Raw genomic sequence first — 18,352 nt, 5'->3', positions numbered from 1 at the left:
GGCTCCGATGCGCGCCATACTTCTTCTCGCCGGGTTTCTTTCAGCAGGCCCGGCACTCGCCGAAAACATCACCCTGACGCCAACTGCGATAACCGAGTGGAAGCCGGTCTATGGCCGCGTGGAAGCCCGGGATACGGTGCCGGCGCGTGCGCGCATCGGTGGCATCGTTGTCGAACTGAATGTCAGCGAGGGCGACAATGTCACCTCCGGGCAGCAGATCGGCACGATCCGTGACGACAAGATCGCATTCCAGATCGCCGCTCTAGACGCGCAGCTGCGCGCGCTGGAGGCGCAGATGGAAACGGCGGAATCAGAACTCGCCCGCGGCCAGACACTGGTGGAACGCGGCGTTGTTACCACCCAGCGGCTCGACCAGCTGCGCACGCAGGTGGACGTGATCCGCAACCAGATTGCCGCCACCGAAGCACAGCGTTCGGTGATCGAACAGCAGGGTGCCGAGGGCGCAATCTTTGCGCCGCTCGATGGCCGGATCCTGACGGTTCCCGTCACAAGGGGCGCCGTGGTTCTGCCCGGTGAACCGATCGCCACGATTGGCGGCGGTGGGTTCTTCCTGCGTCTTGCAATCCCCGAACGGCACGCAGCTGCGCTCGAAGAAGATGCAGCCATTCACATCACCAGCCAGGGGCAGGAAGTGGAAGGCCGTCTCGCCAAGATCTATCCGCAGATCGAGAATGGCCGCGTTATCGCGGATGTGGAGGTGGAAAGTCTCGACACTGCCTTTGTCGATGCGCGTGTGCTCGTGCGTGTGCCGGTGGGCGAACGCGAAGCGCTGCTCGTTCCCGCCGCTGCCGTCACCACGCGCTCGGGCATCGATTTCGTCACCGTTGAAGCAGGCGGGGCAACCATCGAACGCACGGTGGTTCCGGGCGAAACCGTTACCCGCGACGATGGTGACTTTGTTGAAATCCTGAGCGGCCTCGCTGCCGGAGACACGGTCATCGCGCCATGAACCAAGCACCAGAAAAGCTGGGTATTGCCGGTGTGCTGACGCGCACCTTCATCAATTCGCCCCTCACCCCCCTCTTCCTGATCGCGGCTTTCGCCTTCGGTCTCGTGGCGCTTGCCACCCTGCCGCGCGAGGAAGAGCCCCAGATCTCCGTTCCCATGGTGGACATCCACGTCCAGGCCAACGGGCTGAAGGCGGAAGACGCCGTCAAGCTCGTGACCGAGCCGCTGGAAACCATCGTCAAGGGCATTGACGGTGTCGAGCACGTCTATTCGCAGACCGGCGACGACCGCACCATGGTCACCGCGCGTTTCGTTGTCGGCACCTCGTCCGACGCCGCAGTGCTGCGCGTGCACGACAAGGTGCGGGCCAATATGGACCGCATTCCCGTCGGCATTCCCGAACCGCTGATCGTTGGACGCGGGATCGATGATGTCGCCATCGTCTCGCTCACCCTGTCGCCGAAGCCCGAGGCTGCCGACAGCACCACGGCGACTGATCTGACCCGGATCGCCCGCGAGCTGCGCACCGAGATCGCCAAGATCGAGGATGTCGGCCTGACCTATCTGGTTGGCGAAACCGGCGAGGTGATCCGCATCGCGCCCGATCCGCGCCGCCTGGCGCTCAACGGTATCACGCTGCAGCAGCTGGCCGGCAAGGTGTCGGGCGCAAACCGCGCCTTCCCCGTCGGGCAGGTGCGCGATGCGGGTGAGCAGATCACCGTTGTTGCGGGCGAAACGTTGCGCACGCCGGCCGAAATCGGCAATCTGCTGCTGACCGCGCGTGACGGACGCCCCGTCTATGTGCGTGATGTGGCCGATGTGAGCTTCACGACGGATGCCAGCGAAGCGCTGGTCTCGACCGTGACCCGCAGCGAGGATGGCGCAATCGAACGCGTTCCGTCCGTCACCCTGGCAGTCGCCAAGCGCGCCGGCGCAAACGCCGTGACCGTGGCGCACCAGATTCTGGAGCGTGTGGAGCTGCTCGAAGGCAATGTCATTCCCGACAGTGTCTCCGTGGAGATCACCCGCGATTATGGCGAAACGGCCAATGAAAAGGCCAATGAGCTGCTGTTCCACCTGGCTCTTGCGACGATTTCGATCATCGCGCTCGTGTGGGTTGCCATTGGCTGGCGGGAAGCGATCGTGGTGGCCATCGTCATTCCGGTCACCATCCTGCTCACCCTGTTTGCCGCCCGCGTGATGGGATACACGCTGAACCGCGTCTCGCTGTTCGCGCTGATTTTCTCCATCGGCATTCTGGTGGACGACGCCATCGTGGTGATCGAGAACATCGCACGCCACTGGGGCATGGGTGACGGGCGCGACCGCCGCCGCGCGGCCATTGAGGCCGTGGCGGAAGTGGGCAACCCGACCATCGTTGCCACGCTGACCGTGGTGGCCGCCCTTCTGCCGATGCTGTTCGTGTCCGGCATGATGGGGCCCTATATGAGCCCGATCCCGGCCAACGCCTCGGCTGCGATGATCTTCTCCTTCTTCGTCGCCGTCATGGTCACGCCGTGGCTGATGATGAAGACCGCCGGCAAGGCCCCCATCGCTGCGCATGGTGGCGACGGTCATCACCAGGGCGGTTCGCTCGGGCGCATCTATAGCTGGGCTGCCCGGCCGATCCTCAAGACCAAGGGGCGGAGCTGGTTCTTCCTCATCGCCGTTGGTCTCGTGACGCTTGGCTCGCTCGGTCTGTTCTACACCAAGGACGTGACCGTGAAGCTGCTGCCGTTCGACAACAAGTCCGAACTGGCCGTGCTGATCGACCTGCCCGAGGGCTCTTCCGTGGAAGCCACGGATGCGGTTGCCCAGGCGGTTGCGCGCAACGTGCTCGAACTGCCCGAGGTTCGCTCGGTGCAGACCCATGCGGGCTCGGCCGCTCCGTTCAACTTCAACGGGCTGGTGCGTCACTACTTCCTGCGTGCAGCCCCTGAACAGGGCGACGTGGCGCTGAACCTGACCGGCAAGGGCGAGCGCGACCGCGCCAGCCATGACATCGCGCTTGACATTCGCGAGCGCCTTGCCACGCTGCCGGTGCCCGAGGGCACGAGCCTGAAGGTCGTTGAGCCGCCGCCCGGCCCGCCGGTCATGGCGACGCTGCTGGCCGAGATCTATGGTCCCGACGCTGAAACGCGCCGCCAGGTGGCGGAGCGGGTAGAGGCTGCGTTCCGCTCTGTTCCCTTCGTGGTGGACGTGGACAACTCCTTCGGCAATCCGGCCAGGCGTCTGCGCGCCACGGTCTCGACCGACGATGCGGAATTCTACCGTGTTGAAGAGAGCGACGTGTTCGACACGCTGGCCATCCTCAATGGCGGCCAGACCGTTGGCTATTCGCATCGCGGCGAAGGCCGACAGCCGATCCCGATCCGTGTTGAGCGGCCGAAGGGCGAGAAGACGCTGGACGAGGATTTCCTGACGACGCCGATTCCCGCCAATGTGCTGCCGGGCAGCCGCGGCGTGGTGGAGCTGGGCGATGTCGTGCAGATTTCCGAGGAGCGCGCCTCCTATCCGGTGTTCCGCCACAATGGCCGTGCGGCCGAGATGGTGACGGCGGAACTGGCCGGCGATTTCGAGGCTCCGCTTTATGGCATGATGGCCGTGCAGGAGGCGCTGGATGCGCAGGACTGGACGGGGCTCGAAAAGCCGACCATCAGCCTGAACGGCCAGCCCTCGGACGAAAGCACCCCCACGCTTCTGTGGGATGGCGAGTGGGAAGTGACCTGGGTCACCTTCCGTGACATGGGCGCTGCTTTCATGGTTGCCCTGCTCGGCATCTACATTCTGGTGGTGGCGCAGTTCGGCTCGTTCAAGGTGCCGCTGGTGATCCTGACGCCGATCCCGCTGACCTTCATCGGCATTCTCGGCGGGCACTGGCTGTTTGGCGCGCCCTTCTCGGCCACGTCGATGATCGGCTTCATCGCGCTTGCCGGCATCATCGTCCGAAATTCGATCCTGCTGGTGGACTTCATCCGCCATGCGGCGTCGCCCGAGCGGCCGCTGACCGAGGTGCTGATCGAAGCCGGTGCGATCCGCTTCAAACCGATCTTGCTCACCGCCTTTGCGGCGATGATCGGCGCGGCGGTGATCCTTGCGGACCCGATCTTTCAGGGGCTGGCGATCTCGCTCCTGTTCGGTCTGGCGTCTTCGACGCTGCTGACCGTGCTGGTTATCCCCGCGATCTACCGTGTGCTGCGCACCTGATTGCGGCGAAAGCCCTCGCCTTCCCCCTCATACGGGCGCACATGTGCCCGTCAGGGGGAAGGCACTTCTCCCCTCCCCCTGACGCATTGTTTTTACGAAATTCCGGACGGAAAACCGGTTCCCGCTTTTCCTGGAATTTCTTTAGTGCGCTAACAGAAGCGGTGCGGGCGCGCTTTGGAGCATGGTGCGGGTGACACCGCCGAGGACAGCCTCGCGGAAGCGGGAATGAACGAAAGCGCCCATCACCATCAGCTCCACCTGCTCTGCCGACAGAAACGCATTCAGCCGCGCCGTGACATCGCCATCAATGGCGGTGAGTGTTTCAATCTGCGGCTCATTGACCCCGTGGCGGACGAGATAGGCGGCAAGGTCGGCCCCCGGCGCCATGCGCGAGAGATCCTTCTCTCCGGTCACTGAAACGATGAACACCTGCTCTGCTTCCTGCAGGAAGGACAGCGCATCGTCCACCGCGCGCGCCGCACGGGCGCTGCCGTCCCAGGCAACCGCAACGCGCTTCGGCGCGGGGTTACCACCCGCCTGCGGCACCAGAAGCGCAGGCCGGCCGCTGTCGAACAGCACATCCTCGACCACATCGCTTTTCATATCCGAGCCTTCGCCCGGCGCGTCGAGTACGCACAGATCGTTGACCCTTGCGAGGCGCGCAAGGCGTGCGCTGCGTGGCTCAAGCCGCGAAAGCGACTGCTCGGTCACGCATTCCACGCCGGCCCCTGCGGCAAGCCGCGCTGCAGCCTTTGCGGTTTCGCGCGTCGTGGCTTCCAGTGCGTCCAGCTCTTTCTTGACGATGCTGGCCAGACCGCCACCGGTGCGCGAGATCGGCAGGTAGATGGATGGCGGCAGCGCGCAGACCGTGAGACAGGAACCATGATGGGCGGCAAGCGCCACCGCATAATCGAGCGCCGGCGTGGAGGTGAACCCCTCGCTGGCCTCAAGGCCGACGAGAATGCATTTCGGTTTATCGGCCATGGTTCTTCTCCTTCTTAAAAAAGCGCTACTGGAGCGTGGCGAGATAAGTCAGGATCGCGTCGATCTGGTCAGGCTCGGCGATGAAGACCGGCATGTCGGGATGGCCCACGACAATGCCTTCTGCAAACGCCTCTTCCAGCGCCTCCAGCGGATAGCGCTGCGAGAGCTCGCGGAAGGGCGGCGCCTCCGGATGCGTGCTCTCATCGGTCGCGCCGACGGCATGGCAACTGGAGCAGTTCGTCTCGATCAGCTCCCGGCCATAGGCCACGAGTTCATCAGCTTCGTCTGCCATCGCCTGAGCGCAGGCTGCTGCGAAGAGCGCCGCGAAGACGCCCGTGCGGAGCGTGAAGTTCTGCATTTCCAGCCTTTCAGATCATAATTGATTCAAGAACTATCAGCTTTAGCATAGCAAACTTTGATGCGGGTCAAGGAACAGCGGCAAACAATGACTTGATCTTTGTCAAAGCGCCTTCAGAATTGCCTTTCTAGGGTGGTGAAGAACGAAAGGATCCAGCATGACCACAGTTTCTGACCTCTCTCCGAAATTTCGCCATGTCCGGCTCGAACTCGCCCGCGAAAAAGGGCACCCGATGGGTGAGCATGACGAGGGCTACGATCTGCTCGTACCGCTGGACACGGAGGGCCGCCTCGACCCCGTGGAGTGGAAGAAGCACCAGATGCAGTGCCGCGTGCGCCGCTTTGAACCGGACGCGCAGGACAAGATTGGCCGGTTGCGCCGCAAGCCCGGCGGCCAGTGGTATTTCGACTATGAGGAAGGCGAGCGCGATGACGAGATCGGCTTCCGCCTCGGAGAGGAACGCTTCCGGCAGGGCGAATATGTTTCCATCTCCCGTGAAGGCCAGATGCACACCTTTCAGGTGAAGCTGGTCGAACGGCTTTAGCGGCCCGATGACCCGGCGCATCGCCATCGTGCTGGGGCATCCCGACCCCAGCCCCGACCGGCTCTGCCGCGCCTTCGCTGCCGCCTATGCGGAAGGGGCGCAGGGGGCCGGGCATGTGGTCGACATCATCGATCTGGCGGCGCTGGACTTCCCGCTTTTGAAGTCACAGCAGGATTTTCTGCACGGAGCCCTGCCAGACGCGCTGAAACCGGCGCAGGAGGCGGTGACCGCCGCCGAACATGTGGTGTTCATCTACCCTCTGTGGCTCGGCACAATGCCGGCGCTCCTGAAGGGCTTTCTCGAACAGCTCCTGCGTCCGGGCGTTGCCTTTGCCTACAAGGAGAAGGGGTTTCCCGAAACGCTGCTCAAGGGCAAATCGGCGCGGGTTATCGTCACCATGGGCATGCCGGCGCTGATCTACCGGCTCTGGTTCTTCTCGCACAGCCTGCGCAGCCTTCGCCGCCACGTGCTGAAATTCGTCGGTTTTTCGCCTGTGCGCGAAACCCTGTTCGGTGCAGTGGAAGAAGCGACTGAAGAAAAGCGCAAAAGCTGGATCGAAGAGGTCCGCGTGCTGGGCAAGAGTGCTCTCTAGTTGTGAAATCCACACCGCCCGGGGTGACAGACCCGGCATAACAAAGCATCTTGCGCATATGGATTCACGGATCCAGACGTGACGACGCATCATCATCAGGAGGGCATCCGCAATGGCGGGAAAGTTCGAACTCTACAAGGACAAGGCGGGTGAATTCAGGTTTCGCCTGAAAGCCGGCAATGGCGAGATCATTCTGGCCAGCGAAGGCTACAAGCAGAAGTCGAGCGCGGAGAACGGCATCGAGTCCGTTCGCACCAACTCTCCCAAGGACGAGCGCTACGAGCGCAAGGATACTTCTTCGGGCAAGCCCATGTTCAACCTGAAGGCCTCCAATGGCCAGGTGATCGGCACGAGCGAATCCTACAGCAGCGAAAGCGCGCGCGAGAACGGCATCCAGTCCGTGAAGAACAACGCCCCGGACGCTAAGCTGGAAGATCTGTCGGCCTAGAGCAATTCCAGGAAAAGTGGGAACCGGTTTTCCGACCGGAATTGCGTAAAAACAATGAGTAGGGCGTTTTCGCGATTCAACGAAAAGCGGAAACGCTCCAAGCCCGGCTTTCCCTTTAGTGCTCCATGACCTTGCGTGGAGTGGAGGTCGCCTCCGCTCCACCATTCAGAATGCGTATCCCCGGCACGGGCAGCGGCAGGCCTGAATTACGCAGGGCCGCATCGATCTCGGCGAAGATCGCATCCCGGCAGTCGATGTCATCGGCGAAGCTGGGCACCCAGAACCGCACATTATAGCGAATGCCTTCCGGATCGTATGACGCGACCCGAACGTCCGGCGCCGGCGTCTGAACGATGATCGGTGAACGGCTGGCGGCCTCGGCCAGAAGCTTGCGCGCATCGCTGACAGCAAAGGCGTGAGACAGCACCACTTCCACCTGCGTCCGGTATTTCCGGTTCGGAGCGCTGTAGTTGGTGAGCTTCTGCCGTGCGATCTGACTGTTGGGCAGGATCACATAGGTGTCGTTGCGGGTGAACAGGCGCGTGGTGCGCCAGCCGATCTCTATCACCCGCCCGCGCGTCTGGTCGTCGATGGAAACCCAGTCGCCTATGCGATATGGCGCTTCGATGCCCACCGCGATGCCGGCGAAGACATCCGCCAGCGTGCTGCGCAGCGCGAAGCCCAGAATTGCGATGATAAGCCCGGAACCGGCCAGCGCGCCGCTCCAGCTCTGTCCGATCACCAGCATCACCGTCGCCAGCGTCGCGGCCAGGAACAGGGCAGCCGAGATCAGTTCCGGCAGAAGCTTCGGCACCTGACGGCGCTTTCGCCCGGCCCGCTCCAGCGCCATGGCGACAAGACGCCCGCCCAGCCACGCCGCCGAAAAATAGGCGACAGCGCCTGTCAGCACGCGAATGGGTTTGGGCGGGATGCCCAGTTCCAGCCACTCCATGACCGGCTGGTGCAGCATATAGGCGGCAATGGCGAGCCCGGTGCAAAGCAGCGGCCAGAGTATGCGCAGGAAGGTTTTGCGGATCGCACTCATATCAGGCTCACCTCCAGGTCGACATGGCGGAAGCCGCGACCGGGGCGCTCGCGCGGGCGCGCAGGCAGTTTGACCGGCTGATCGTCCGGGCGAATGGGGCTCAGGCAGTGAAGGCACCGCGAAGCGGCGCGCGGAGACAGGCTTCCGCAATGCGCGCAAACCAGAGGCTGAATTTTTCTCGACATTGGTGATCTCTTCCAGGCACTTGGATCGCCGTGCATCCATTCGGACGCACCAAAGACGGTCCAGAGTTTCGATGGAGCATCGGAGGAAACCGAAAACCGGCTTCCACTTTTTGGATCGATGCTCTGGCTGGCACCCGGGACGGAAGAGAACTTATGCTTATCTCAACGACACACCGCCCCGGGAGAAACATGAGTTTCCCGGGCGCACCTGATCGTCGCGTTTTTCAGATTCATAAGCATGGTTTTGATTTAATTATAAAAATTTGGTTTTCAAGCTCAGAAGCCAATAATAATCAGAAACCATCGCTCAAATGAGACATTCGCTTATGAATGGAGCCATTTGTTTGGTTTTTATTGGCATTTCCCGTCTGATTAATTTCCATGAATTGTGGTTGATTGACAAATTTCTTGAATCTGAAATTTTCTATTGCCCTTACGTAAGGAAAATGCAGATTCACTTCATTCATTTCACTCGCTGAAAACCACGCTTCACTGGCATGAACGACCGGCTTGCCTCCACTTCCGATTTCCTGCTCGAACTCTATTCGGACGCGGCCGACTGCCATCCCGAGGCCTTTCGGCTTCGTACGCTGGAGCGGCTCACAAAGCTGATCGATTTCGATTTTGCGGTCTGGGGCGGCGGAGCGGCTGAAAGCCGCGACGTGACGGATCTGGTTACCTATGAGCAGTCGCCCGAGATACTCTATGATTGGTCTCAGGTGGCCGATCAGGATGCCTTCTGCGACATCACGCTGGGGCAATTAGGAAAAGCCGCCCGTTTCGACGATATCCGGAATTATCGGGACAGCATCGCCTATAATGATCACTGGCGGCGCTTTGGAGCGCGGCAGATGATGGCGACGATCTCGGCCGAGCCTCTGGATGGCTATGTCAGCTTTGTGGGCCTCTGTTCCGAAGCCAGAACAAACGTCTTCTGCGACGCCTCCCGGATGATGAAGAACGTGATCGTGCCGCATCTCTCTGCAGCGCTTCGCATCAACCGGCAATCCTCGCTCATGCGTCACGGCCGCGAGAGCGAAGCCATCGGCCTTGTGGATCGGGGCGGCTGGATTCTGGTGGGCCTCGACCGGTTTTCGGAGCTGGCGCGCGAGGAAGGTGCGCTTTCCAACCGCTTGCCGCATGGGATGTGGGAGGGGCTTGTGCAGACCGGCGCCTGGCAGGGCACGGCGCTTCTTGCCAGCGCCGAGCGCCGGGGTGCGCATTATCTCGTGCGGCTCACACCACTTGGCGCATTTGCGCGCCTGACCCCTCGCGAAATGGAGATCGTGCGTTCCTACGTGACCGGGCTGACTTTTCGGGAAATCGCGACGGAGCTGGCCATCGCCCCTTCCACGGTGCGCAACCACATCGCCAACATTTTTGAAAAACTGCACATCGCCAGCCGGACAGAGCTGGTGCAACTGCACCTGGCGACCTTTGGCCAGTTCACCGCTCCGGACACACCGAAAGCCCCGGGCGCAAGACCGTAGTGCATCTGCACTATTTCCTTTTGTCTTTATCGCCGCTTCTTTCGCCCTGCCCGGCCGAAGCGCGCCGGCGGGCGAAAACGAAGCAAAGGCACGATGGAATGAGAAAACTGATCGCGGGGTTTCTGTTTGCGCTGACAGCGATGTCGGCCCCGGCTTCGGCTGAAATCGACGGGCATGGGCCCGATAGCTGGCGGGTGGTTGGTGTCTCCAGAAATGACGCGCTCAACGCACGTATGGGCCCGGGCACACGCTATCCGGTGATTGAGCGTTTCCGCAGCAATGAAGGCGGCCTGAAACAGGTCACATGCGTTCCATACATCCCGCCGGCACATTTTCAGCGCATGAGCGAAGCGCAGCGCCGGGCGTTGCCGCCGCGCTGGTGCCTGATGCAGGATCGCGCTCTGATCCGGGCGGGATGGGTCAATGCGAACTATCTGCGGCCTGATTTTGGACAGCCAGCAAAACCACAAAAGCCGGCCAAACGCGTTTCCGTGGAGCCTGGCGGCGACCTGATCGCCAGATCGGAAGGGCTGGTGCGCGCGCTGTACGAACTGCGTTCGCTTGAGGATCAGGGTATTCGAACCGAGCTTTACACGCGCACGGGGGCCGGGCGGTTCTTCCAGAAAGCCATCGTGCAGCGCTTCATATCCGGCGCTGCGGGGGCCGACCCCATTTATGGCGCTCAGGATTTCGACGGCGCATGCGAAGAGCCGCGTCGCCATCCCACGCAGCCCATGTATCGCGGCATGATCACCGTCATTGTGGACTGTGTGAATTTCGGGCGGGCGCAGCGCACCGAATACGCCCTGCGTATTGATCCCGATCAGCCGGACGGTACACCGCGCATTTTCCGCATCAGCCACAAGGACTGGGATTTCCCGTGATTCCGGTCCCCTCACCTTTCCCTGAACAACCCAGGAGCACTTACATGAAGCCCACTCTGCGCCTTCTCTTGCTGGCAGGTTCGCTCGTTACATTCCCCGCCATGGCGCTGGAAGGCGAAAGGATCGGCAGCGTGACGGCAACGATCGATGGAACCGGATATACGGGCGAGACACTGGCGTTCCCCTCCGAAGGCTCGGCCATGGCGACCTTCGTGCCTGTTGGCCCCTCCGTGACTGTCTCGGTTCAGGCAATGGACCCGCAAGCAGAGTCGCGCCTCAACAACATGCTGGTGATCGACTTTACGGCGCTGGGAACGGACGCCACGGCGCAGATGATCACCGGCAGCATCAGCTGGTGGCCGGAAGGGATGGACAGCCCCTTCTATATCAGTGACGAAAATGCGGGGCATGCCGGCATCACGCTCGACAGTCTCAGCCTTGATGGCGAAGCGCGTGTGACAGGGAGTTTCGACACATCCATCTGCCGCAAGGACGGGCCGTTTTCCGAAGCGGATACGAGCAAATGCGTGAAGGTGTCGGGCACGTTCGACACGGCGCTCCATGCGCAATAGCAGTGCTCCGCGCGTGAGTGCCTGGAGCAATTCCGGAAAAAGCGGAAATGCTTTAGAAGCGGAAAAAGGAATCCTGCAGCGCCGAGTTGGAATATTCGACCGGCGTTCCATCTTTATCGACCACGACGCGCTGTACCCGAAGCAGCGGCGAGGCCTGTGGGATCGATAGCGCTTCGGCCTCTTCCGCCGAGGCCGTGAGCAGCGAAACATGTTCGCGGGCGAGGAATATCTCGCCTGCGAGCGCCGTGCGAAGCATGGTGTAGAGCGACGTGTCCGCGAGTTTGGCAACGTCCAGCCGCCGGGCCAGAGCCGCGGGCAGAAGCGAGGTCTGGTGAACCACCGGACGGCCCTCCAGTAGGCGCACCCGGCGGATCTCGAACACCTCGCTTCCAAGCGGAAGGTTCAGCGCGTGGGCGGCTGACAGGCATGCCTGACGGCGCGCGGTGGAGACGAGCCGTGTGGAGGGGCGAAAGCCCGCTTCGCGCGCAGCGGTGGGGAAATCCACCAGCTTTTCGCTGCTGCGCCCGATGGCGCGTTCACGGTAGACCGTGCTGCGCCCCTGCCCTTTGGAAACGAAGCCCTCGCGCTGGAGAAGCTCCAGCGCCTGACGCACGGTGCGCCGTGAGACGGCATAGGCCGTGGCCAGCGCGTTTTCCGATGGCAGCGGATCGCCATTGCGCCACAGGCCACCCGTCAGCTCGCTGATGAGCCGGTTGGCGAGACGCTGATAGGCGTGGTCCGCACCCATGCGCTCAGGCCGTCCTGCCGCCGATGTTGCGCACCAGCACCGCGCCGATGATGATGAGGCCGGTGAAGATGTCCTGCAGGTAGTTCGGCACACCGAGAATGGTGAGACCATTGGCGACCACGGCGATGATCGCTGCGCCCAGAAGCGTGCCGAGCGCATTCGCCTGCCCGTCGCGGAAGGCGGTCATGCCGAGGAATACAGCCGCATAGGCCTGAAGCAGGAAACCGTTGCCGCCGGTCGGATGGGCGCTGCCAAGGCGCGCTGTGAGAAGCAGGCCCGCAAGGGCGGCAAAGAGCGTGCAAAGGCCGAAGGCCCACACACTGTTGGGCACAATGCGCACGCCGGTCAGGCGCGCGGCCTCACGGTTGCCGCCAATGGCGAGGATGCGGCGGCCAAGCTCCGTGTGGTCGAGGATGAAGGCCGCAAACAGTGTTGCCGCGAGTGCCCAGAGGGTCAGAACGGGAATGCCGGCGAGATAGCCGCGGCCCAGATCGCGGAAGCCCACCGGAATGTTTCCGAAGAGCGTTGCGCCATCGCTGATCCAGTAGGTGATGCCGCCGACAATGGTGCCCATGGCAAGCGTGACGATGAAGCTGGGCATGCGATAGGTGGCGATGGCGAGCCCGCTGACTGCGCCGACGGCGAAACCCGCAATGAGCGTGACCAGCATGACCGGCACGATGCCCCACCCCGTCCCGAACAGCGTGACGGAAACAATGCCCGCCATGGAAACCACCGCGCCGACCGAAAGATCGAATTCCGACAGCGACATGACGAATGTGGCCCCCAGCGCAACGATGGCCAGAAGGGACATCTGCTGGGTGATGTTGATGAGGTTCGAGCCCTTGGCGAATGCCTCCGGCGACAGCGCCGCAAACAGGGCGACGATGGCCAGAAGGCCGATCAGGGTTCCGTAGCGGGCGGAAAAGCTCAAGGTCGTGTCTCCGGCTGGGAAGGCGCAGGCGGCGGGGCATGGAAGGTGGCGTCGATGACGGACTGGCGCGTGACGGCGCTGTTGGGCGCATCAAGCGTGACGGCCCCCTGCGCCATGACCACGACGCGGCTTGCGAGCATCAGGAGTTCTTCAAGATCGCTGGTGGCGAAGAGAACGGCCGCGCCCTCGCCCGCAAGGCGATTGCACAGTGCATGGATTTCGGCCTTGGAACGCACATCCACGCCGCGCGTCGGCTCATCGAGCAGGAACAGTTTCAGCGATGGATCGAACCAGCGGCCGATCATGATCTTCTGCTGATTGCCGCCCGACAGGGTCGAGATGCGGTCGCCGAGACCGCCATATTTGACGCTGAGCCCTTCAAGCGCGGAGCGAACGCCGGCCCGCGCCCGCCGCCAGGAAACGACCGGCAGGGCCTCCATCGCGCGATGCCGCTCCAGATGCGGCAGGACGGCATTGTCGAGAATGGAATGGTGCATGACGAGACCGGTGTTGCGCCTGTCTTCGCAGACATAGGCGACGCCGGCGCGTTTGCGGCTTTCAATGCCGGAGGGTGGGAGCGATGCTCCTTCGAGCGCGATATGGCCCCGCGCCTGTCCGGCCGCCCCCCAGATCGCCTGCAACAGGCTTGAGCGCCCGCTGCCGACCACGCCGTAGAGCCCGACGATCTCGCCGGCGCGCACGGTCAGATCGATGGGCGACCGCCCGGAGCCCGCGCGAAAATTCGAGAGCTCCAGAACGGGTTCGCCCGGCGCGCGCGCATCGCCATGGCGCTCATGGCGAAACGCCTCGCCCGCCATGAGCGCGACGATCCCGTCGCGCGACGTCTCGGCGATCCGCCCGCTGCCGACAGCCCGGCCATTGCGCAGCACCGTGTAGTCATCTGCCAGCGCGAACACCTCGTCAAGCCGGTGCGACACGAAGATGATGGCGCAGCCCTGATCGGCCAGATCGCGCACGATGCGGCGCAGGACGGTCGCTTCATCCTCGCTCAGCGAGGCGGTGGGCTCGTCCAGGATCAGCACCTGCGCATCGTCCATCAGCGCGCGCAGGATCTCCACGATCTGGCATTTGGCAACCGAGAGGCGACCAACCGGCGCGTCGATATCCAGATCGAGACTGTAACGGTCCCGCAGGGCGGCGAAGCGCGTGCGCATCGCCTTCCAGTCAACGCGGCCGAAACGGCGGGGATAGGCCCGGCCCACATAGGCGTTTTCATAGGCCGTGAAGCCGGGAACGAGATTGAGTTCCTGATGCACGGAGCGCAGCCCGGCGGCTTCCGCCGCGCGCGGGCTGGCAGGTTCATAATCCCTGCCGGAGAGGCGCATTGCGCCGGCATCCGCCCGGTGCACGCCGGAGAGGCATTTGAGCAGGGTGGACTTGCCGGCCCCGTTCTCCCCCAGAAGGGCATGCACACGGCCGGCGGCGACGTTGAGCCGCACGCCATCGAGCGCCGTGACGCCGCCAAACCGTTTCGTGAGCCCTGCGATCTCCAGCATCTTTGCGGGTTTTACTCGCAGTTTGAGCCGAGCGTTTCGCGGTCGATCACCTTGGCCTCCACGAAAATCTCGCGGGAGGAAGGTTCGCCGCCGCCCAGAACGGTTTCTATCTCACCGACTGCGGCGCTCGCAATGCCCGGAAAATCCTGCCGCACCGTGGCGGCGAGGTTGGTGCACTGTTCGATCAGGTCGATCGCCTGCGGGTTGCCGTCAATGCCGGCGATGACGATGTCCGCATCGGGCATGTCGCTCTGGATGGCGAGCAGCGCGCCAACGGCAGGCTCATCCCAGGCGGCCCAGACGCCGTCGATCTCCTCGCCATACTGGCGAATGAAGGTCTCCATGGCTTGGCGCGCATTGTCGATGGGGCCCGGCACCTGCACGTAATGCTCGGCAATGACCTCGAAATCCGGATCCTTCTTCAGCGCTTCATCCAGCGCCAGCTCACGCTGGCGAACGCCCGGATGCGCAGAGTGGAAGAATTTGACGATTTTGCCTTCACCGCCCAGCGCCTCGAACAGATAGTCCGAGAGGATGGTGCCAAGCGCGAAATTGTCGGTGGTGATGTTGGCGGTCACGCCATCGGCAAGCGCGCCGTCCAGCACGAAAACGGGAATGTTCTTGCCGGCCGCGGCTGCAACCTGATCGCCGATCTGGTTGGGATCGACGCTGACCAGAACGATGGCGTCCGCGCCCGCATTGGTGACGTCTTCCACACGGCTTGCGAGCTGCTGAAAGTCGCCGCGCGTGTCGACCACATTGACCGTCCAGCCCTTCGCCTGCGATTCCTTCGTGAAGGTCTCGACCATTTCATTGGTGGCAACGGAGCTCAAATAGGGCGTCAGCACCGCGATGTCCTCGGCATTGGCCGTAGTTGCGTGAGCGAGACCGGCCAGTGCGGCTGTGGTGAGAAGCAGGCGTTTCATCATTTCCTCCGATCCGTTGAACGGTTTTCGTTTCTTTCGTTTACGTCAGCAGGCGGGCCTGTTCCCGCGCGAAACGGGATGCTGCGAGATAGACCTCATAGCGGCTGTCGCAGCGCTGGGCATGAGGGGCGTCATTGGTTGTATCCGGTGCGAGAACGGGCGGCGCATCCATGGCGGCAAGCGAGAGACCGGCCTTTGCGGCGATCATGCGCAGCGCGCCCAGCGCCGTCATCTCCTGACTTGCATCGGGAAAGGCGATCTCGCGCTTCAGAACACCGGCGAGCGTGCGCCGCTGGAGCGCATCGCGCGCCGCGCCGCCAATGACGGTGAGCGGCGACGGCGGCAGGCCGGCGGTTTCCAGATTGTGGCGGATGGCGAAGGCCACGCCTTCGAGCACGGCGCGCGCCATTGCGCCCTTGCCATGGGTGCGGTCGAGGCCAAGGAATGCGCCGCGCACGCGCTGATCCTCGAATGGAGCGCGCTCGCCGGAGAGATAGGGCAGGAAGAGCGGCGCGGCGCGCGCATCGTCCGCCGTCGCAGCCGCTTCCAGCAGGGCTTCGACATTGTCGCCCGTGATTTCGGCGAGCCAGTCCATGGCCGCGCCCGCCGTCAGAAATGGCGAGATGATGATTGCGCGGTCGGGATGGACCGGATCGGCAAGCGTGTAGATGTCACGCGGGGGCGCGGCATCCTGCATGGTGAGCGTGGCTGCGACCCAGCCGGTAGTCCCGAGATAGGCGTAGGCCCGGCCCGGCTCGTCAGCGGCGGCGCCCCAGGTGGCGGCCGCGGCATCGCCCGCGCCATTGAACACCGGGATGCCCGCGACAAGGCCGAGCGCTGCGGCAGCTTCCGCGCGCAGTGGACCGACGATAGCATCGGCCGGGAGGATTTCGGGCAGGCGCGGCGCCTCGACACCGGCAGTGGCGAGCAGTCCGGCATCCCAGCACCGCTCTGCGATGTTCATCAGGCCGGTGGTCGACGCGACGGTGGGATCGATCACGGCCCGGCCCGTGAGCCTGAATGTGACGGCATCCTTCGCGCCGAAGAAGAAGCGGTGTTCGCCCGGAAGATCCGGTGCGAAACGGTCAATCCGCATGAGCTTGAAGATCGTGTGCGCAGGGTCCGGACGGTTGCCGACGCGCTTTGCATAATCGCCCGGCAGGCGGGCTTCGAGCGCGGCAATCTCGTCTTCATCGAGGCGGCGGTCGGAATAGAGCGCGGCGGGCGCGAGTGCTTCGCCTTCGGGCGAGAGAACAATCAGGTTCTGCATGGAGCCGGTGAAAACCAGCGCCGCGACATCCGGCCTGTGTGGCATATCGGCAAGCGCGCTGACCAGCGCGGCCCACCAGTCTGCCGGGTTCTGGGTCTGCGAACGGTCTGCACCGGAGACGGTGGAGATCGCCGCCGAGCGCGTGGCAAGCATTGCGCCGTCCTGCGAAAACAGAACGGCTTTCAGGGCCGAAGACCCGATATCGATTGCCAGAACAGCCCGGCTCAAAACCACCCTCCCTCTCACGGAGTGGACAAAACAATGTTGCCCACCGTGTCGCCGCGCACGCGCCTTTTTGCAAGGTCAGTTCCCGTTTTTTCTTGCGCGGTGATCCGTGAGTGCAGGTCTGGACGCGTCCCGTGTCAACGCCGGGGCGGCGCGCCGTTGCATTTCGCTTCCCGAATGGGACAGATGCTTCCGAAAATGCGTCAGGAAAGGGTTCTGGAGCGTGCGGGGCTGTGCCCGCAGTAACGCCGAAAGGCGGCGGCGAACCGTCCCGCATGGGCGTATCCGACGCGGGCGGCGATTGTGGCGACCGGCAGATCGCCATGCTCGAGCAGAAGCCGGGCATGCTCCATGCGGCGCATGGTGAGATAATCATGCGGGGAGAGCCCGGTGAACCGTCGCATGCCTGTGGTCAGCGTGCGCTGGGACACCTCAAGCCGCTCGCACAGCGTCGATACGGTGAGCGGCAGCGCGGACGGATCGTCGAGCAGCGCCTTGAAGCTCAGCACATAGTGCGGCAGCGGACCGGCGGCGGCGAGAGCCGAAGGCTCTGCCTCGCGGCAGGGCACATGGGCAAAGAGCGTTTCCAGAACCGCATTGACGAGAGGCATGGGCGAAAGAGCCGTGCTGTCGGCGGCCTCGATTTCTTCCGCGACCATGAGCCCGAAGAGACGCGCCAGCCGCCGCCCGACCGGCGTGTCGAGGTCGATCTCCGGCTTGAAGAACGGCGTGCGGCGCACCGGATCGCCCGTGTAACGCTGCCAGGAACGCTCGACGAAATCGCGCTCCAGCCGCAACATCACCTGCGTGGTGCCCGGACGCCAGTTGGAGCGCACGAACGGCCCGGGAGACAGGATGAGGCCATGACCCGGACGCGACGCGACACGGTCGCGCCCATAGAGAATGTCCACCCCGCCGGAAAGCGGGAACTCCAGCATGTAGAACGTGTCGAAAATGCCGGCTTCCACCTCGATGTCGGGGCCATAGCGCAGGAGATTGAGAGAAGCCCCCTCGCCCGCGACGGCATGGTGCCGGAAGTCGAGCGATGCTTCGCCGGACGGCATCAGAAGGCGATGCGGCCTGTAGCGCGCGCCGATAGCGGCCTCGGCCTCCGCAACGTCAAGCGAATGCAGGCCGGGAACCCGGCCAAGCCTTTGCGACGCGTCGATGAGATCAGTCACCACCATGGGGCGTGAAGATATCAGGCGGGATCATCCTGTCCACTGGAAGCTGAGCCGCGAAAGGGACAAGTCGCGGGTAACCGAACATCGGCGGACGGTGATTTCGGTAGGTATTTCAATAAATTGCTGAAAGTCTTGCGGTGAGACATGTGTTTGACTTGTCCCTGTCCGCCATGTGTGAATGGGCGAAAAGCAACAAGGGGACGCGCACGCATGACTGCACCCATTGAACCCAATTCCTTCCGGATTGGCCCGGATGATGACGGCATGTTC

General features: G+C 63.2%; 16 protein-coding genes and 2 pseudogenes. 9 read left to right on the top strand and 9 right to left on the bottom strand.

The features are described 5' to 3' along the window. Positions 1 to 7 precede the first annotated feature (7 nt). Positions 8 to 970, top strand: a complete 963-nt coding sequence (locus tag NDI72_RS16455) for an efflux RND transporter periplasmic adaptor subunit (RefSeq protein WP_113156992.1) — start codon at positions 8 to 10, stop codon at positions 968 to 970. After that, on the top strand, positions 967 to 4,176 hold the full coding sequence (locus NDI72_RS16450; RefSeq protein ID WP_283801022.1) for an efflux RND transporter permease subunit: 3,210 nt from the start codon (positions 967 to 969) through the stop codon (positions 4,174 to 4,176). The genes NDI72_RS16455 and NDI72_RS16450 overlap by 4 nt, the downstream gene beginning before the upstream one ends. Positions 4,177 to 4,317: 141 nt before the next feature. On the opposite strand, the gene NDI72_RS16445 is transcribed toward NDI72_RS16450, so the two are convergent. After that, the gene (locus NDI72_RS16445; protein WP_283801020.1) at positions 4,318 to 5,160 is read right to left on the bottom strand and encodes a universal stress protein; all 843 of its coding nucleotides are present in this window, start codon (positions 5,158 to 5,160) and stop codon (positions 4,318 to 4,320) included. 25 nt (positions 5,161 to 5,185) lie between these two features. After that, positions 5,186 to 5,518 carry a c-type cytochrome gene (locus NDI72_RS16440; protein ID WP_113156989.1) on the bottom strand — a complete coding sequence of 111 codons (333 nt, stop codon included), beginning with the start codon at positions 5,516 to 5,518 and terminating at the stop codon, positions 5,186 to 5,188. 157 nt (positions 5,519 to 5,675) lie between these two features. Here NDI72_RS16440 and NDI72_RS16435 point away from each other — a divergent pair, with 157 nt between their 5' ends. The 4 genes and pseudogenes from NDI72_RS16435 to NDI72_RS22090 all read left to right on the top strand — a co-directional run. Then, entirely contained in the window at positions 5,676 to 6,062 is a 387-nt protein-coding gene (locus NDI72_RS16435) for a hypothetical protein (RefSeq protein ID WP_206546410.1), read from the top strand. A gap of 7 nt (positions 6,063 to 6,069) precedes the next feature. Beyond that, a complete protein-coding gene (locus tag NDI72_RS16430) occupies positions 6,070 to 6,654 on the top strand; it encodes an NAD(P)H-dependent oxidoreductase (protein WP_283801019.1) in 585 nt (194 codons plus the stop codon). A 112-nt stretch (positions 6,655 to 6,766) separates the two neighbouring features. Further along, positions 6,767 to 6,928 (top strand): annotated as a pseudogene (locus NDI72_RS22095) (YegP family protein); the annotation flags it as partial. 33 nt (positions 6,929 to 6,961) lie between these two features. Further along, positions 6,962 to 7,102 (top strand): annotated as a pseudogene (locus NDI72_RS22090) (YegP family protein); the annotation flags it as partial. 115 nt (positions 7,103 to 7,217) lie between these two features. On the opposite strand, the gene NDI72_RS16415 reads toward NDI72_RS22090, so the two are convergent. Then, complete coding sequence (locus NDI72_RS16415) at positions 7,218 to 8,147, bottom strand: mechanosensitive ion channel family protein (RefSeq protein ID WP_206546407.1); 930 nt, start codon at positions 8,145 to 8,147, stop codon at positions 7,218 to 7,220. Between the two features lie 682 nt (positions 8,148 to 8,829). Here NDI72_RS16415 and NDI72_RS16410 point away from each other — a divergent pair. The 3 genes from NDI72_RS16410 (at position 8,830) to NDI72_RS16400 (ending at position 11,278) form a co-directional block, all read left to right on the top strand. Then, entirely contained in the window at positions 8,830 to 9,822 is a 993-nt protein-coding gene (locus NDI72_RS16410) for a helix-turn-helix transcriptional regulator (protein WP_283801017.1), read from the top strand. A gap of 98 nt (positions 9,823 to 9,920) precedes the next feature. After that, positions 9,921 to 10,706, top strand: a complete 786-nt coding sequence (locus tag NDI72_RS16405; RefSeq protein ID WP_162742445.1) for an SH3 domain-containing protein — start codon at positions 9,921 to 9,923, stop codon at positions 10,704 to 10,706. Positions 10,707 to 10,750: 44 nt separating this feature from the next. Continuing rightward, a complete protein-coding gene (locus NDI72_RS16400) occupies positions 10,751 to 11,278 on the top strand; it encodes a hypothetical protein (protein WP_283801015.1) in 528 nt (175 codons plus the stop codon). 52 nt (positions 11,279 to 11,330) lie between these two features. On the opposite strand, the gene NDI72_RS16395 is transcribed toward NDI72_RS16400, so the two are convergent. The 6 genes from NDI72_RS16395 to NDI72_RS16370 form a co-directional block, all read right to left on the bottom strand. After that, the gene (locus NDI72_RS16395; protein ID WP_206548989.1) at positions 11,331 to 12,026 is read right to left on the bottom strand and encodes a GntR family transcriptional regulator; all 696 of its coding nucleotides are present in this window, start codon (positions 12,024 to 12,026) and stop codon (positions 11,331 to 11,333) included. Between the two features lie 4 nt (positions 12,027 to 12,030). Beyond that, the gene (locus tag NDI72_RS16390; RefSeq protein ID WP_283801014.1) at positions 12,031 to 12,960 is read right to left on the bottom strand and encodes an ABC transporter permease; all 930 of its coding nucleotides are present in this window, start codon (positions 12,958 to 12,960) and stop codon (positions 12,031 to 12,033) included. Continuing rightward, a complete protein-coding gene (locus tag NDI72_RS16385; protein WP_283801013.1) occupies positions 12,957 to 14,477 on the bottom strand; it encodes a sugar ABC transporter ATP-binding protein in 1,521 nt (506 codons plus the stop codon). The genes NDI72_RS16390 and NDI72_RS16385 overlap by 4 nt, the downstream gene beginning before the upstream one ends. Positions 14,478 to 14,488: 11 nt before the next feature. Beyond that, positions 14,489 to 15,403 carry a sugar ABC transporter substrate-binding protein gene (locus NDI72_RS16380; RefSeq protein ID WP_224873706.1) on the bottom strand — a complete coding sequence of 305 codons (915 nt, stop codon included), beginning with the start codon at positions 15,401 to 15,403 and terminating at the stop codon, positions 14,489 to 14,491. A 40-nt stretch (positions 15,404 to 15,443) separates the two neighbouring features. Then, positions 15,444 to 16,907 (bottom strand): FGGY family carbohydrate kinase, encoded by a 1,464-nt coding sequence (locus NDI72_RS16375; protein ID WP_283801011.1) that lies wholly within the window; start codon positions 16,905 to 16,907, stop codon positions 15,444 to 15,446. Between the two features lie 194 nt (positions 16,908 to 17,101). Continuing rightward, positions 17,102 to 18,085 carry a helix-turn-helix transcriptional regulator gene (locus tag NDI72_RS16370; RefSeq protein WP_210346640.1) on the bottom strand — a complete coding sequence of 328 codons (984 nt, stop codon included), beginning with the start codon at positions 18,083 to 18,085 and terminating at the stop codon, positions 17,102 to 17,104. Positions 18,086 to 18,352: the final 267 nt, after the last annotated feature.

The sequence above is a fragment of the Nitratireductor sp. GZWM139 genome, assembly GCF_030068685.1.
GTDB lineage: Bacteria > Pseudomonadota > Alphaproteobacteria > Rhizobiales > Rhizobiaceae > Nitratireductor > Nitratireductor aquimarinus.
The sequence above is the reverse complement of the archived record's forward strand: the minus strand, read 5'-3'. Positions and strand labels throughout refer to the sequence as shown.

What these genes read in the sequence shown, in the direction of transcription:
- NDI72_RS16455 (WP_113156992.1), top strand. Translation starts at nt 8, where the DNA reads ATGCGCGCCATACTTCTTCTCGCCGGGTTTCTTTCAGCAGGCCCGGCA.
- NDI72_RS16450 (WP_283801022.1), top strand. Translation starts at nt 967, where the DNA reads ATGAACCAAGCACCAGAAAAGCTGGGTATTGCCGGTGTGCTGACGCGC.
- NDI72_RS16445 (WP_283801020.1), bottom strand. Translation starts at nt 5,160, where the DNA reads ATGGCCGATAAACCGAAATGCATTCTCGTCGGCCTTGAGGCCAGCGAG.
- NDI72_RS16440 (WP_113156989.1), bottom strand. Translation starts at nt 5,518, where the DNA reads ATGCAGAACTTCACGCTCCGCACGGGCGTCTTCGCGGCGCTCTTCGCA.
- NDI72_RS16435 (WP_206546410.1), top strand. Translation starts at nt 5,676, where the DNA reads ATGACCACAGTTTCTGACCTCTCTCCGAAATTTCGCCATGTCCGGCTC.
- NDI72_RS16430 (WP_283801019.1), top strand. Translation starts at nt 6,070, where the DNA reads ATGACCCGGCGCATCGCCATCGTGCTGGGGCATCCCGACCCCAGCCCC.
- NDI72_RS16415 (WP_206546407.1), bottom strand. Translation starts at nt 8,147, where the DNA reads ATGAGTGCGATCCGCAAAACCTTCCTGCGCATACTCTGGCCGCTGCTT.
- NDI72_RS16410 (WP_283801017.1), top strand. Translation starts at nt 8,830, where the DNA reads ATGAACGACCGGCTTGCCTCCACTTCCGATTTCCTGCTCGAACTCTAT.
- NDI72_RS16405 (WP_162742445.1), top strand. Translation starts at nt 9,921, where the DNA reads ATGAGAAAACTGATCGCGGGGTTTCTGTTTGCGCTGACAGCGATGTCG.
- NDI72_RS16400 (WP_283801015.1), top strand. Translation starts at nt 10,751, where the DNA reads ATGAAGCCCACTCTGCGCCTTCTCTTGCTGGCAGGTTCGCTCGTTACA.
- NDI72_RS16395 (WP_206548989.1), bottom strand. Translation starts at nt 12,026, where the DNA reads ATGGGTGCGGACCACGCCTATCAGCGTCTCGCCAACCGGCTCATCAGC.
- NDI72_RS16385 (WP_283801013.1), bottom strand. Translation starts at nt 14,477, where the DNA reads ATGCTGGAGATCGCAGGGCTCACGAAACGGTTTGGCGGCGTCACGGCG.
- NDI72_RS16380 (WP_224873706.1), bottom strand. Translation starts at nt 15,403, where the DNA reads ATGAAACGCCTGCTTCTCACCACAGCCGCACTGGCCGGTCTCGCTCAC.
- NDI72_RS16370 (WP_210346640.1), bottom strand. Translation starts at nt 18,085, where the DNA reads ATGGTGGTGACTGATCTCATCGACGCGTCGCAAAGGCTTGGCCGGGTT.